The 14,891-nt window shown below is 71.6% G+C and carries 12 protein-coding genes; 8 read left to right on the top strand and 4 right to left on the bottom strand.

The genetic code is table 11. The annotated features are described in order from the left end of the window. Positions 1 to 35: 35 nt before the first annotated feature. Genes D577_RS0107105 through sucC form a run of 3 tightly spaced genes read right to left on the bottom strand, consistent with a single transcriptional unit; the run spans position 36 to position 3,797 of the window. Entirely contained in the window at positions 36 to 1,739 is a 1,704-nt protein-coding gene (locus D577_RS0107105) for an NAD+ synthase (RefSeq protein WP_018946829.1), read from the bottom strand. Between the two features lie 16 nt (positions 1,740 to 1,755). Beyond that, a complete protein-coding gene (gene sucD / locus D577_RS0107100) occupies positions 1,756 to 2,640 on the bottom strand; it encodes a succinate--CoA ligase subunit alpha (RefSeq protein WP_018946828.1) in 885 nt (294 codons plus the stop codon). After that, the gene (gene sucC / locus D577_RS0107095) at positions 2,637 to 3,797 is read right to left on the bottom strand and encodes an ADP-forming succinate--CoA ligase subunit beta (RefSeq protein WP_018946827.1); all 1,161 of its coding nucleotides are present in this window, start codon (positions 3,795 to 3,797) and stop codon (positions 2,637 to 2,639) included. The genes sucD and sucC overlap by 4 nt, the downstream gene beginning before the upstream one ends. Positions 3,798 to 3,961: 164 nt before the next feature. On the opposite strand from sucC, the gene D577_RS0107090 reads away from it, so the two are divergent. From D577_RS0107090 to D577_RS0107055, 8 genes are all read left to right on the top strand, one after another. Beyond that, positions 3,962 to 5,515 carry a TIGR02677 family protein gene (locus tag D577_RS0107090; protein ID WP_018946826.1) on the top strand — a complete coding sequence of 518 codons (1,554 nt, stop codon included), beginning with the start codon at positions 3,962 to 3,964 and terminating at the stop codon, positions 5,513 to 5,515. Beyond that, positions 5,515 to 6,768: a TIGR02678 family protein gene (locus D577_RS0107085; RefSeq protein WP_018946825.1), complete on the top strand. Its 1,254-nt coding sequence runs from the start codon at positions 5,515 to 5,517 to the stop codon at positions 6,766 to 6,768. The genes D577_RS0107090 and D577_RS0107085 overlap by 1 nt, the downstream gene beginning before the upstream one ends. Beyond that, positions 6,765 to 10,964, top strand: coding sequence for a TIGR02680 family protein (locus D577_RS0107080; protein WP_018946824.1), 4,200 nt, complete (start codon positions 6,765 to 6,767; stop codon positions 10,962 to 10,964). Before D577_RS0107085 ends, D577_RS0107080 begins: the two co-directional genes overlap by 4 nt. Before the next feature lie 77 nt (positions 10,965 to 11,041). Further along, complete coding sequence (locus D577_RS0107075) at positions 11,042 to 11,596, top strand: Uma2 family endonuclease (protein WP_018946823.1); 555 nt, start codon at positions 11,042 to 11,044, stop codon at positions 11,594 to 11,596. Further along, positions 11,593 to 12,846 carry a TIGR02679 family protein gene (locus D577_RS0107070; RefSeq protein WP_018946822.1) on the top strand — a complete coding sequence of 418 codons (1,254 nt, stop codon included), beginning with the start codon at positions 11,593 to 11,595 and terminating at the stop codon, positions 12,844 to 12,846. The genes D577_RS0107075 and D577_RS0107070 overlap by 4 nt, the downstream gene beginning before the upstream one ends. A gap of 81 nt (positions 12,847 to 12,927) precedes the next feature. Then, entirely contained in the window at positions 12,928 to 13,167 is a 240-nt protein-coding gene (locus D577_RS0107065) for an antitoxin (protein WP_018946821.1), read from the top strand. A 9-nt stretch (positions 13,168 to 13,176) separates the two neighbouring features. Then, positions 13,177 to 13,584, top strand: coding sequence for a type II toxin-antitoxin system VapC family toxin (locus tag D577_RS0107060; RefSeq protein WP_018946820.1), 408 nt, complete (start codon positions 13,177 to 13,179; stop codon positions 13,582 to 13,584). An 82-nt stretch (positions 13,585 to 13,666) separates the two neighbouring features. Then, positions 13,667 to 14,359 (top strand): HAD family phosphatase, encoded by a 693-nt coding sequence (locus D577_RS0107055; protein WP_018946819.1) that lies wholly within the window; start codon positions 13,667 to 13,669, stop codon positions 14,357 to 14,359. 10 nt (positions 14,360 to 14,369) lie between these two features. Here the strand turns inward: D577_RS0107055 and D577_RS0107050 are convergent, their stop codons facing one another. Continuing rightward, complete coding sequence (locus D577_RS0107050; protein ID WP_018946818.1) at positions 14,370 to 14,822, bottom strand: hypothetical protein; 453 nt, start codon at positions 14,820 to 14,822, stop codon at positions 14,370 to 14,372. Positions 14,823 to 14,891 lie beyond the last annotated feature (69 nt).

Below are 14,891 nucleotides of genomic sequence, written 5' to 3'. Positions count from 1 at the left end.
AATCGTGTGCGGTTGAGTGTACCAGACCACCGGCCTCATTCCGGGCGGTAGCCGGAGGTGATGGGATAGCGGCGATCGCGGCCGAAGGCGCGCGGACTGACCCGCACCCCGGGGGCGCCCTGACGGCGCTTGTACTCGGCCCGCAGCACCATGCGCGCGACCCGCTCCACGGTCTCGCGCTCGAAACCGCGCGCCACGATGTCCGCCACCGAGGCCTCCTCTTCCACGAAGGCCTCCAGGATCGCATCCAGCACCGGGTACGGCGGCAGGGAATCGGAATCGGCCTGCCCCGGCGCCAGCTCGGCGCTGGGCGGACGCTCGATCACCCGTGGCGGGATCACCTCGCCGCAGGTATTGCGCCAGCGCGCCAGGCGCCAGACCCACTGCTTGGAGACATCCTTCAGCGGAGCGAAGCCGCCGTTCATGTCGCCGTACAGCGTGGCATAGCCGACCGCCAGCTCGCTCTTGTTGCCGGTGGCCAGCAGCATGCGGCCGGTGCGGTTGGAAAGCCCCATCAGGACTACCCCGCGCGAGCGGGACTGCAGGTTTTCCTCGGTGACATCGCCGGGCGTCGGCGGAACCGACGACAGCGCGGTTTCCAGCCCCCCGAGAAACGCCTGGACCATCGGCTCGATCGCCACCTCGTGGTAATCCAGCCCCAGGTGTTCGGCCTGGGCGCGGGCATCCTCGACCGACATCGAGGCGGTATAGCGATAGGGCATCATCACCGCGGTGACCCGCTCCGGGCCCAGGGCATCGGTGGCCAGGGCCGCCGTCAGCCCGGAGTCGATGCCGCCGGACAGACCCAGGATCACGCCGGGAAAACCGTTCTTGTCGACGTAGTCGCGGATGCCGGTGACCAGCGCGGCGTAGAGATCCGCGACTTCCGCATCCGCGGCGTGCGCGGAGCTGTCGGCCTCGGATACCGCCGCCGGCGCGGGCGGCAGCGGCGCGGCCGCCTCGGGGGCCACGACTACGGGCCGGGGCCGTCCGGCGTCACCGGCCTCCAGCTCGACCAGCGCCAGTCCCTCCTCCCAGGGATCCAGCAGGGCCTGCGGCGTGCCCCCGGGGCCGGGATGCAGAAGACTGCGGCCGTCGAACACCAGTTCGTCCTGGCCGCCCACCTGATTCACGTAGAGCACCGGGCACCCGGTCTCGGCGACCCGCGCGGCCACCACCGCGGAACGCTCCGCCGGCTTGCCGCGATGGAACGGCGAGGCATTGAGGTTGAGCAGCACGTCGGCCCCGGCGATGCGGGCATGCGCCGCCGGGGCCGGCTGCCAGATGTCCTCGCAGACCGTGACACCCAGGCGCCAGTCGCCCAGCTGAACCACGCAGGGCTCGTGGCCGGCGTGGAAATAGCGCACCTCGTCGAACACCGAGTAGTTGGGCAGGATGTGCTTGGCGTACGTCGCGTGGATCACGCCGTTGCGCAGCCACACTGCGGCGTTGGCCAGCCCTTCTCCGTCGCGCCGTGGCGCGCCCACCAGCAGGTCAATGCCGATACTGGCCTCCGCCAGGCGCTCCAGCGCCGCGTCCACCGCATCCAGGAACGCGGGCCGCAGCAGCAGGTCCTCGGGCGGATAGCCGGTCAGTGCCAGCTCGGGGAACATCACCAGGTGGGCGCCTTCGGCGCGTGCCTGCTCGACGAATTCGCGCATGCGCCGGGCATTCGTCTCCAGCGCCCCGACCACGGGGTTGAACTGGGCCAGGGCGATGCGTGGCGCTTGTGCGGTCATCAACGGGGGCGCCGGATCAGCGTGCGGAAGCGGTGCCCAGGGCCTGCTGCATGGCCTGACCCAGCTCGGCCGGGCTCTCCGCCACCACGGCACCGGCACCGCGCAGGGCGTCCATCTTCTGCGCGGCGGTCCCCTGCCCGCCGGCGATGATCGCCCCGGCGTGGCCCATGCGCCGTCCCGGCGGGGCCGTGGCCCCGGCGATGTAGGCGGCCACCGGCTTGTCGAATTCCTCACGGATGTAGCGCGCCGCGCGTTCCTCGGCGTCGCCTCCGATCTCGCCGACCATCAGCACGCCGTCGGTCTCGGGGTCCTCGCGGAACATCCGCAGGCAGTCGACGAAATCCAGCCCCTGGATGGGATCGCCGCCGATGCCAACGCAGGTACTCTGCCCCAGCCCCAGCGCGGTGGTCTGGTGCACGGCCTCGTAGGTCAGCGTGCCCGAGCGCGAGATGATGCCGATGCGTCCGCGGCTGTGGATGTAGCCGGGCATGATCCCCACCTTGCAGGCCTCCGGGGTGATGATCCCCGGGCAGTTGGGGCCGATCAGGCGGGTGCCGGTGTCGGCCAGCATCTGCTTGACCCGCACCATGTCCTGCACCGGGATGCCCTCGGTGATGCACACCGCCAGTTCGATCCCGGCATCGGCCGCCTCGCAGATGGCATCGGCGGCGAACGGTGCCGGCACGTAGATCATGCTGACCGTGGCGCCGGTGGCCGCCACCGCATCGGCCACGGTGTCGAACACCGGGCGATCGAGATGGCTCTGCCCGCCCTTGCCCGGGGTCACCCCGCCCACCAGGCGGGTGCCGTAGGCGATGGCCTGCTCGGAATGGAAGCTGCCCTGCTTGCCGGTGAAGCCCTGGCAGACCACCCGGGTGTCGCGGTCAACGAGGATACTCATGCGGCGGCCTCCACCACGGCGCGCGCGGCCGCGTCCAGATCGGCGGCCGGGATCACGTCCAGGCCGGAATTCGCCAGGGCCTCCCGGCCCTGCTCGGCGTTGGTGCCCTCCAGACGCACCACTACCGGCACGTCCACCTGCACCTCGCGGATCGCGGCGATGATGCCCTCGGCGATCAGGTCGCAGCGCACGATGCCGCCGAAGATGTTCACCAGCACCGCCTGCACCGAGTCGTCGGACAGGATCAGCTTGAAGGCGGCGGTCACCCGCTCCACGGTGGTTCCGCCGCCCACGTCGAGGAAGTTCGCCGGTTCGCCGCCGTGGTGCTGGATCAGGTCCATGGTCGCCATCGCCAGACCGGCGCCGTTGACCATGCAGCCGATGGAGCCGTCCAGCGGGATGTAGTTGAGGTCGTGCTCGCGGGCGCGCTCCTCGGAGGGGTCGCGCTGGTTCGGATCGCGCAGCTCGACCAGCGCCGCCTGCCGGTAGGCGGCGGAGTCGTCCAGGCTCAGCTTGGCATCCAGCGCCAGCAGCTCGCCGTCCCCGGTCTGCACCAGCGGGTTGATCTCCAGCAGCTGGGCATCCGTGCGGGAGAACAGTGCATGGGTGTTGGTCGCCAGCTGGGCCACCGCCTTCGCTGCCGCGCCCTCCAGCCCCAGGGCCGCGGCGATGCGCCGGCCGTGGAACGGCATGATCCCGGTCGCCGGGTGCACCGGCAGGGTCAGGATCGCCTCCGGGCGCTCGGCGGCCAGGGTCTCGATGTCCATGCCGCCCTCGGCGGAGACCACGAAGGTCAGGCACTCGCGAGAACGGTCGACCAGCAGGGCGAAGTAGAACTCGCGCGCGATGTCGGCCGCCGGTTCCAGCAGCACCCGCTCCACCGGCTGCCCCTCGGGCGCGTTCTGGTCAGTCACCAGACGCGTGCCGAGCATGCCGGCCGCCGCATCCCGCGCGGCCTCGGCACTGTCGACAAGGGTCACCCCGCCGGCCTTGCCGCGACCGCCGCTGTGCACCTGCGCCTTCACCAGCGCCCGTTCGACGCCCAGCTCGCGCCAGGCCTCCGGCGCGGCGTCCGCATGATCGACGACCCGGCCCTCGGGCACCGGGATCCCGGCGTCGCGAAACGCCGCCTTGGCCTGAAATTCGTGCAGATTCATGGCGGCGAGGATAGCGGCGCGCCACCGTGGCGACAACTGCCGCTCCCGCCGCGCGAGACCTCCGGGCGTGTCCTCGTGCGGATGGCGGACCCGCCCGACACCATCATCGGGGTTGCGGTAACCTAGGGGGCATTCACCGAAAGCGAAGCAAGGCGCCCCGACCCATGTCCGAACGAGCCTACTCCGCCTTCAACTACCTCGTTGCCGAAAAGGCTCCGCTCTACCGAGCGATCATGGCCGCCTTCGTCGAGGCCAAGGAGCACTTCACAGTCCATCTCCGCCCGGAGGACGTTCAGCAACGCGCCGGACTGGACGCCCTGGAGGAGGTCCAGAGTGCCCTGGGCCAGCTGGTCCAGTGGGGCAACCTGGAGGCCGATCCCGATACCTCACGGGTGACCAGTGTCGAGGAGTTCTACCGGGCCCGCTATCTCTACCAGCTCACCCGCGCCGGCGAGGCCGCCGAGGCCGCGCTGCGGCTCTTCGACCGCGAACTGGGCCGGCGCGGCGCGCTGCAGACGGTGGCCCTGGACGATGTGCGCCTGCGGCTGCGCTCGCTGGAGGAGCTGGCCGACCAGGATGTGCCCGACGCCAACGAGGCCCATCTGTTGCTGCGCGACCTCACCGCCGTCTTCAGCGATCTGGCGGAGAACGCCCGCGCCTTCATGAACGGGCTGTCGCGCACGCTGGAGCTGCGCGGCGACGATCAGCAGGGCCTGGTCGCCTACAAGGAGCGGCTGATCGACTACATCGAGCGCTTCATCGGTGACCTGGTCACCGCCTCGGCGGAGATCGCCGGCGCCATCCGCCGGCTCGACGACAACGCCGGCGGCGAGCGGCCCATCGCGGCGCTGCTGCGCCTGGCCGCCGAGCGCGACAGTGAGGACATTGCCCCGGAGCTGGCGGGCGGTGGCGACCCCGAGATCGCCCGGCGCAGCGAGCGCGATCGTGCCCTGGCGCACTGGGAAGGCCACTGGGAAGGGCTGAAGGCGTGGTTCCTGGACCAGCCCGAGCGCCGCGCCCAGGCCAGCCTGCTGCGGGCGCAGGCTCGGCGCTCCATCTCGCAGATGCTGGAGGCCATCCAGCGGCTCAACGAGCGCCGACTGGGCCGCAGCGACCGCTCCGCCGATTTCCGCACCCTGGCCCGCTGGTTCCTGGAGTGCCCCGACGACGATCACGCCCACCGCCTGTGGCGGGCGGCCTTCGGGCTGACGCCAGCCCGCCATCTGGGCGTCGATGCCGATACCCTGGCCCACTGGCAGGAACGCCGGGTTGCGGCCAGCGTGTCGTGGTCCGAGGCGCCGCCGCTGCGCATCAGCGCCCGTCTGCGTGCTACCGGGCAGTACCAGAAACGGGGCGCCCCGCCCCGCATGCGCCGCCGTGACCAGGAGAAGGCCTGGCTGGCGCGCCAGCTCTCCGCCGAGTCCGCCGAGGCACGGGCGGCCCGCGCCAGGCTCGCCACCGGAGAGATGCTGCGTCTGTCGGAGATGGGCCATCTGGACCACGATGCCTTCGGCCTCTTTCTGCAGCTCCTGGGAGATGCGCTGGCGGCCGCCGATGCCCCTGACCAACCCATTGCCGCAGTCAGCGGCGACGGCACCCTGGGCATCGAGATGGAGCCCCTGGGCGCGGAGACGCAGGCGGTGTTGCACACGCCGGGCGGCACCCTCAGCGGCCCCGACTACCGCATCCGCATCACCGAGCTGGAGTCCGCGCCCTGATGGCCGACGACGCCACACTCACCGATGTTCTGGAGCGCAACCGCGCCGACGAGCGCCAGCGCGCCCTGCGGGCACTGCTGCTGAATCCGCTGATGGACGCCCGGCATCCGGCCTTCGTGCTGGTCCGCCGCCATCAGACCGAGCTCCGCGACTGGCTCGCCGCCAACACCGGCTGGCAGCTCCAGGTGGAGTCGGAGTTTGCCCGGCTCCACAAGCGCCCGGCGGATTTCGGCGACCCCACCCGGCCGGCTACCACCGGCAGCGGCGCCCAGCGCGCGCCCTTCCACCGGCGGCGCTATGCGTTGCTCTGCCTGGCGCTGGCCAACCTGGAGCGGGGAGACAATCAGGTGACCCTCGGGCGGCTGGGCGAGGCACTGATCCAGGAGGCCGCCGACCCGGCGCTGGAGGCGGCCGGTCTGGACTTCGGCCTGGAGGGTCGCGACGAGCGCCGCGACCTGGTGGCGACGGTGCGGCTGCTGCTGGAGCTGGGGGTGCTGTCCCGGGTGGCCGGCAACGAGGACGATTTCGTCCGCCGGGGGCGGGACGGCGACGTCCTCTACGACATCCATCGCCGCGTCCTGGCCGCCCTGCTCGTGACCCTGCGGGGGCCGTCCCTGGTGGTGCTCGACGGTGACCCCGATGACTTCGAGGCGCGCCTGCGCGCCATCGTCGAGCCCTTCGTCCCGGACAACCACGAGGCGCGCAACCGCGCCCTGCGTCAGGATCTGACGGCACGGCTGCTGGACGATCCGGTGGTCTACTGGGACGATCTCGACGATGCGGCGCGCCAGTACCTGGCCGGCCAGCGTGGCGCCATCACCCGGCGGATCCAGGAGGCCACCGGCCTGGTGGCGGAGGTCCGCGCCGAGGGGATCGCCATGGTCGATCCGCAGCAGTCGCTCACCGACCGGCAGATCCCCAGCGAGGGTACCGAGGGGCACGCCACCCTGCTGATCGCCGCCTATCTGGCCGGCCTGGGGGAGGTCCCGGTGACCCTGGAACACCTGGCCGAGCGTATCGCCGAATGGCGCGAGTCGTATCGTGGCTACTGGCGGCGCAACGCCCTGGAGCCCGGTGCCGAGCGCCCCCTGGCCCGGCAGGCGGTGGAGCAGCTGCGCGGTCTGCGCCTGATCCGGATCGACGACCAGGGGCGGGTATCGGCCAGGCCGGCCCTGGCGCGCTTCGCGGTGGACGAGCCGCGTACGCCGGAGGGCGCCCAGGTGGAACTGGTGCCCGGGGAGGCCGACGCATGAGCGCGACGCCCGCGATCGCACCCGCCGGCGACCTGCCGGAGCCCACCGGGGAGCGCTGGCAGCCTCTGCGCCTGGGCCTGGTCGACCTGTTCCACTACGACCACGAGGAGTTCCGTTTCCACGACGGTCGCCTGCTGCTGCGTGGCAATAACGGCACCGGCAAGTCCAAGGTCATGGCCCTGACGCTGCCCTTCCTGCTGGATGGCCAGATGAATCCGGCGCGCGTGGAGCCCGACGGCGATCCGAGCAAGCGCATGGAGTGGAACCTGCTGCTCGGCCAGGCCGGCGAGCGCCAGGGGTACACCTGGCTCGAGTTCGGCCGGATGGGCGAGGCGGGGCCGGAGTACCGGACCATCGGCTGCGGCCTCAAGGCGGTGGCGCAGCGCGGGGTACGCTCCTGGTTCTTCATCACGCCGCAACGCCCCGGAGAGTCGCTCTTCCTGGTGGAGGACGGCCGCACCCTGGGGCGTGACCGGCTCGCCCAGGCACTGGACGATGCCGGCGCCCTCTACGATCAGGCCCAGGCCTACCGCCGGGCCGTGGACGAGCAGTTCTTCCAGCTCGGGGCCGAGCGCTACGAGGCCCTCCTCGACCTGCTGCTGCAGCTCCGTCAGCCGCAACTGTCCAAGACACCCGATGAGTCCCGGCTCTCCCGTGCACTCACCGAGGCGCTGCCGCCCCTGGATCAGGGGGTGATCAACGACGTGGCCGACGCCTACCGCAGCCTCGACGCCATGGTCGAAGAGGCGAAAGCGCTGGAGCAGGCGCGGGACGCCGTCTTCGAGTTTCTGCAGCACTACCGCCGCTACGCCGCCGTGGCCGCCCGCCGTCGGGGCGCCGGGATCCGGACCGCGCACAGCGAGTACGAGGACGTCCGGGCGCAGCTGGGCCATGCCCGCGAGGAGCTGGAGCAGACCCGGGAACGCGAGGTCGAAGCCGGCGAGCGCGAGCGCGCCCTGCGCACCGAAGTGGATGCGGCCGAGCAGCGCCTGCGCACCCTGCGGGACAGCCCCGCCATGCGCTCGGCGGAGTCCTTGCACAACGCCGAGCAGGCCGCCGAGCAGCAGCGGCGCTACGCCGATCAACAGGCCGAACGCCACCGGGAGAGCGAGAGCCGGCTCCGGGAAACTGAACAGCGGCGCGACGAGCAGCGTGAGCTGGCCGAGCAGGCCCGCACCGAGCTGGAGGAGATGCTGACGCGTCTGGAGGGCTTTGCCGAGGGTGCCGGGGTTATCTCTGCCCATCGTGAGCAGATCCAGCGCCTCGGGCTCACCGCCGAGGGCGCGCCGGGCGGGGAGGCCCCGGCGGAGCCCCCGGAACGGGTGCGCGAGCGGCTGCTGGAGATCCACCGCCGACGCCAGGAGGCCGTGGCCCTGCTCGAGGAACACCACCGCGCCGTGGCGGAGGCGGAGCGCCGGCTGGCCCGTGCCCAGGGGGACTGGCAGCACCACAGCGACGAGCAGGATCGCGTCGAGCAGGCCCACCAGGCCGCCCGCCAGGCCACCGAGGAGGCCGGCGAGACATTGCAGGGGGCGTGGCGGTCGTACCTCGCCGAGCTCACCGAACTGCGTCCGGACGACGCCGAGCAGATGCTGGCGGAGCTGGCCGACTGGGCGGCCCGGGTGAATGACCGCAACCCGGCGGAGAACACCCTGGAGGCCCGCCGGCAGGCCCTGACCGCCGAACTGGCCGGCGCCCGCAGCGAGCGCGAACACCAGCGCCAGCAGGTGGACCGATCCATCGAGGCGCTGGAGACCGAGCGGGCCCGCCTGACCACCGGCGAGGAGCTGGCCCCGCCGGCACCGCACACCCGATCCGACGAACAGCGGGCGGAGCGCCCCGGGGCGCCGCTATGGCAACTCGTCGATTTCCGGGACGAGGTGCCCGAGGCGGAGCGGGCCGGGCTGGAGGCAGCACTGGAGGCCGCCGGGCTGCTGGACGCATGGATCCTGCCGGAGGGCACAGCAATGGACGCGGGGGTCCGGGACACCCTGCTGACCACCGAGGCCCCCGAGCCGGCCGTGGCAGTGGATCGCTGGCTGGTCCCGGACGTCCGGCGGCCCGACGGCGCCCCGCCGGTAAGCCCCGAGCGGGTGGCGGCGCTGCTGGCCCGCATCGGCGCGGGAGAGCCCGCAGAGGCCGCCGCGCCGGGGCCTGCCTGGGTCGCCGTCGACGGACGCTGGCAGCTCGGGCCCGCCCGGGGGGACTGGGACAAGGAGTGCGCGCGCTACATCGGCCACACCGCCCGCGAGGCCGCTCGACGGGCACGCCTGGAGGAGATCGACGCCGAACTCACCGAACTGGGCGCCACCCGGGAGGAGATCGACGCAGCACTGGCCGGGATCACGGAACGCAGCGACCGGATTGACCAGGAGTGGGCTCGCCGCCCCGCCGACACCCCGCTGCGGGATGCCCACGCGGCCGAGGCCGCGGCGTTGCGTGCCGTGGAGGCCCAGACCGAACGAACCGAACAGGCCCGCCAGACCCTCGAGGCTCGCCGTCGGGAGGCGGAGCAGGCGCGCCAGGAACGCGATGAACGGGCCGCCGAACTGCACCTGCCCACCGCCGAGGGCCAGCTCCGGGCCGTGGGCCAGGCCCTGTCGGAGTATGCCGACGCCTGCCGCGGGCTGCGCGACGCCCTGCGCGTGCACGGGCGTGAGACCGAACGGCTGCGCCGGGCAGAGGAAGAGGCACAGCGCGCCGATGAGGCGCTGCGCGTGGCGACCCGGGAGCGCGATGAGGCCGAGCGCCAGGCGCGGGACGCCGAGACCCACCGTGACACCCTCTGCGAGAGCATCGGGGCCGAGGTGGCGGCGCTGGAACGACAGCTCCACGAGGTGGACGCCACCCTGCAGGAGCTGGCCGAGCGGCGCGAGCGCCTGCAGCAGGAGCGCACGGAGCTCAGCAAGCGGATCGGTGCGCTGGAGAGCGATATCGCCAACGCCGAACAGCGGCTCGAGGAGCTGGGCCAGCGTCGCGAGCACGCCGTCCAGCGGCTGCGCCGGTTCGCCGAGGCCGGCCTGATGCCGGTGGCCACCGACGGCGAACTCACCGTGGACGACGACGCCTCGTGGGCCCCGGAGCCAACGGTCCAGCGTGCCCGGCGACTCGAACAGGCCCTGGCCGATGTCGACGCCGGCGACGCCGCCTGGCAGCGCCACCAGAAGGGGCTCCACGAGCACTTCACCGCCCTGCAGACCGCCCTGGGGCGACAGCCCGGCCACGACGCGCAGATCGAACAGCAGGACGATCTGCTGCTGGTGCGCGTCACCTTCCAGTCCCGCCACCACGGGCCCGACGAACTGGCCGCGGAGCTCGACCGGGAGCTGGAACGCCGTCGCGAGCTGCTCACCGCCCGGGAACGGGAACTGGTGGAGAACTACCTGATCGACGAGGTCGCCAGTCACCTCCAGCACCGGCTGGCGGCCACCGAGCGGCAGGTGCGGCAGATGAACGAAGAGCTCGCCGAACGGCCCACCAGCACCGGCATGCGTCTGCGCATCGCCTGGCAGCCGCTGGCCGAGGGAGAGACCGCCGGCGGACTGGACACCCCGGCGGGTCTGGAGGCCACCCGTGAACGACTGCTGCGCCAGAGCATGGACGCCTGGACGCCGTCGGATCGCCAGGCGGTGGGGGACTTCATCCAGTTGTGCATCCAGGAGGCGCGCCGGGAGTACGAAGGGGCGTCGCTGCCGGAGATCCTGGAGCGGGGGCTCGACTACCGCTACTGGCACCGCTTCACCGTGGAGCGCTGGCAGAGCGGCCGCTGGCGTCCGGCCTACGGGCCCGCATCCGGGGGTGAGCGGGCCCTGGTCATCACCCTGCCGTTGTTCGCCGCCGCCGCCAGCCACTACGGCAGTGCCCATCCGGCGGCGCCGCGGCTGATCATGCTCGACGAGGTCTTCGCCGGCGTGGACGACGACGCCCGCGCCAAGAGCATGGGCCTGCTGGCGCAGTTCGACCTCGACGCCCTGATGACCTCCGAACGCGAATGGGGCTGCTACCCGGAGGTGCCGGGGCTCGCCATCGCGCAGCTGGTACGGCGCGACGATGTGGACGCGGTGTTCGTCTCCCGCTGGCGCTGGGACGGCGCCCGCCGCATCCGCGAGGCCGAGCCCGGCACCCCGCTGGAGCGCCCCGAACGCGCACCGGCGCCCGATTCCGAGGAGGGACCGGAAGAGGGGGCGCTGTTCTGAGCGCCGCGGATTTCAGTGGCGGACGGTTTACGGCCTACAATTCAGGGAAAGGCAGCCGTGCACAGAGGGTGGACGCCATGGAAGCAGCGCATTACCGGGAGCACTATACGGTGGACGACTACCGCCTCTGGGAAGGCGACTGGGAGCTGATCGACGGCGTGCCACTGGCCATGGTGCCGTCGCCGGGGATCACGCACCAACGGCTGGCCGGGAAGATCTTCACCCAGCTTTCCGGGGCGCTGGACGACTGCCCGCGCTGCGAGGCGCTGTTCGAGATCGACGTGGAGTTCTCCCGCGACACCGTGGTCCGCCCCGACGTATTGGTCCTCTGCCAGCCACCGGAGGGCGAACGGCTGACCCGTGCCCCGGAGTGGATCTTCGAGATCCTCTCCCCGCACACCGCGCGGCGGGACGAAGAGGCCAAGTTCCGGCTCTACTGCGACGAGGGCGTCAGCCACTACGTCCTGGTCTACCCCGACGCCCGCAAGGCCAAGGTCTACCGTCTGGTGGACGGCGCCTACCGCAAGGTCGGCGACTTCCGCGACGAGCGCCACCGTTTCGAGCTTCCCGACTGCGCCGTCGACTTCGACTTCGAGCGGCTGTGGGACGGCAACCACGCGCCGGCGGGTTGACGGACCGCGACCCCGTTCGCGGTGTCGACCATGACCGCCTGGGCCGCCTGCTGGGCGGCCCAGGGCTGGAGCGGCTCCGCCGACGCCTGCGCGAGCGTCTCCTGCGCGGCGGTGGCGACACCCTGACCCTGACACGGGCGAGCGCGGTGGAACGCGAGGCCGTCGAGCGTCTGCTCGGTCGCCCGCCGCGTGCCGGGAGCAGTCTGCGGCTGTCCCTGGCAGAGCTGGAGCGGATCCTGCAGCGGGCCGAGGTGGCGCCGGGTCTGCGCGAGGCCCTGGAGTCTCTGGACGGGCCGATCCGCGACCCCGCGCAGGAGCGCGAGGAGGCGCGGCGGCAGTGGGAGGAGGTGGTCGCGGCGGTGCACCCACGCGCTGCGGCGGCGGGCCTGGCGGAGTGGCTGGAGGCCGTGGCCCGGCGCGGCCTGGTCAAGCGCCTCGCCGGCGGCGATCCGGAATCCGGCCGCGATCTGCTGGAGCGCAGCCTGGTGGTGCTGGAGGCCCTCCCGTGGCCCGGGGCCAGTCGCAGCACCCTGGCCGCCCGTTGCCTCGGTGACGCCCACGCGCTGGACGCCGGGCAGCCGGTGGCCGCCCTGGTCCGTCACGCCCTGCACCGCTACTGGCGGGGCGGTGTCGGCGACGACGACCCCGACGAGCGGACGCTGTGGGCCCACGCCGGTATCCTGATCGGTGGGGACATCACCAGCACGGTGCTGGTCCACCGCCTGCCGGCCACCGGCGACACCGCCACCGCCCGTGCCCTGGAGGCCCACAGCGCCGCGGCCGAGCCCCTCTACCTGACCCTTCGCCAGTTGCTCCGCGAGCCGCCGCAGTGGGATGTCGACGGCCGGATCGTCCACGTCTGCGAGAACCCCGCCGTGGTCTCCGAGGCCGCCGAACGCCTGGGCACCGACTGTGCGCCGCTTGTCGCCACCTGGGGGCGCCCCCGCGCCGCGGTCTGGGTGCTGCTGGAGCAGCTCCGCGACGCCGGGGCGAAGCTGCTGTTTCGCGCCGATTTCGACTGGACGGGCATCGCCATCGCCAACGCGGTCATCCAGCGCCTCGGCGCCCGGCCATGGCGAATGGACACGGCGACCCTGGAGGCCCACGCCACCCTCTCCGACCGCCCGCTGAGGGCCCGGCCCGTGGCCGCCTGCTGGGACGACACCCTGCAGGAGGCGCTGCAACACCGCGGCTGCGCCCTGCACGAGGAACAGCTGCTGGAGGCGTTGCTGGAAGACCTGCGTCGCTGAACCGGCGCACGTTCAAACCGTTGATAGCTCGCCCCAATGAGGCATATGTTCAAGCATATGCCTGCTATCGGAGGATCCTCGATGGAAACCGAACGTCGCGTCCGGCTGTTTCGCAACGGGCGCAACCAGGCACTTCGCATCCCCCGGGAGCTGGAACTGGAAGGGGATGAAGCGATCCTGCGAAAGGAAGGTGACCAGCTCGTGCTCACGCCCTTGAAACGCAAGGGACTGCTGGCCGTTCTCGCGGAGCTCGAACCGCTGGACGAACCTTTTCCGGACGTGGGCAAGGGCCTGCCTCCGGCGGACAACGTGTCCCTGTAGAACACCGTCATGGCACGCTATCTGCTCGACACCAACGTGCTCTCGGCGCTCGTGCGGGATCCACACGGCGCGGTGATGCAAAGGATTGCCCGGGAGGGGGAACAGTCTGTCTGCACCAGCATCATCGTGGCCGCCGAGCTTCGTTTCGGTGCTCGCAAGGCCGGGTCGTTGCGACTCCAGCACCAGGTGGAAGCAGTGCTTTCCGCAATGGAAATCCTGGCGTTCGACCCGCCGGCGGACCATGAATATGCCGATCTGCGCCGGCACCTGGAGCGGACCGGAGCCGTCATCGGTCCGAATGACATGCCCATCGCAGCCCACGCCCGGGCAGCGCAGCTCATCCTGGTCACCGGCAACGAACGCGAATTCCGACGCGTCCCGGACCTGCAGGTGGAAAACTGGCTGAGATCCGAATAACGTTCCGCCGCAGCCCCCGTACCGTGGGCTTCACCGGATCGGGTAGACTGCGCGGCTTCACGCATACCCGCGACGATGCCGCATGACCCTGGCCCTGTTCGATCTCGACAATACCCTGCTCGCCGGCGACAGCGATCACGCCTGGAACGAGACCCTGATCGCCCGCGGGGCGGTAGACCGCGAGTCCTTTGCCGCGGGGAACGATCGGTTCTACGAGCAGTACCTGGCCGGCACGCTGGACATCTTCGAGTTCTGCCGCTTCGCCTTCGCCCCGCTCGCGGAGCAGCCCCGCGAGCGGCTGGAGGCGTGGCGCGAGGCCTTCATGCAGGAGGTCATCGAGCCAATGATCGCGCCGGCCGCCCACGCGCTGCTGCAGAGCCATCGCGAGGCCGGGGACGAACTGGTAATCATCACCGCGACCAACCAGTTCGTGACCGGCCCGATCGCCGAGCGCCTGGGCGTGCCCCATCTGCTGGCGACCATCGCCGAAGAACGCGACGGCGGATTTACCGGGGAAGTCGCCGGCACGCCCTGCTTTCAGCACGGCAAGGTGGATCGGCTGCACGCCTTCCTCGCGCAACACCACGACGATCCCGACGCGGTCATGGCGCGGGCGACCTTTTACAGCGATTCGCGCAACGACATCCCGCTACTGGAACGGGTGGGACAGCCGGTAGCCGTGGACCCGGACCCGACCCTGGACGCCCATGCCCGGGCGCAGGACTGGAGCCGCCTCACCCTGCGGGCCGGACCGGAACCGATCGCGCTGGACTGAGGGCTCCCCCTCAGTTGGGATTGAAGACGGTGTCCAGCGCGACCAGGCGCTGCCCCCCCGGGGTCAGGGCCTGGCCGGCCTCGTTCACCGCGGCACGCCAGCCGGCCACCAGTTCGGGCAGGGCCTCGACCACCTGACGGCGCCGCAGCCGCCCGGTGCCGGACATCGGCCACATCGGCCGGTAGTCGCAGTTGTCGGCCGCGTCGCAGACCATCACGCCCCATTCACAACGGGTTACGTCGTGCTCGTGCTCGCGCACCACGATGCGGTAGGCGCCTTCGGCGTTCATGTCCGCCATGCCCACCCCGGGCCCGACGTGTTCCACCTGCAGTTCGGCGGCGATCGCGTTCAGCTCCGCCTCCAGCGCCTGCAGGGCGGCATCCGTCTCGGCGGTCAGCCCCGCCTCTCCGCGCGCCACCGCCAGCAGCGGCTGCGCCTTTTTCACGTCGAACTCCGTGCTCATGCTGCGTACACTCCCGAATGAATGGACAGCCCCGGCCCGCGGGGCGCGCGAACCATAGCACGGGAGACC

This window comes from Thioalkalivibrio sp. AKL17, from assembly GCF_000377885.1.
Classification (GTDB): domain Bacteria; phylum Pseudomonadota; class Gammaproteobacteria; order Ectothiorhodospirales; family Ectothiorhodospiraceae; genus Thioalkalivibrio; species Thioalkalivibrio halophilus.
The sequence above is the reverse complement of the archived record's forward strand: the minus strand, read 5'-3'. Positions and strand labels throughout refer to the sequence as shown.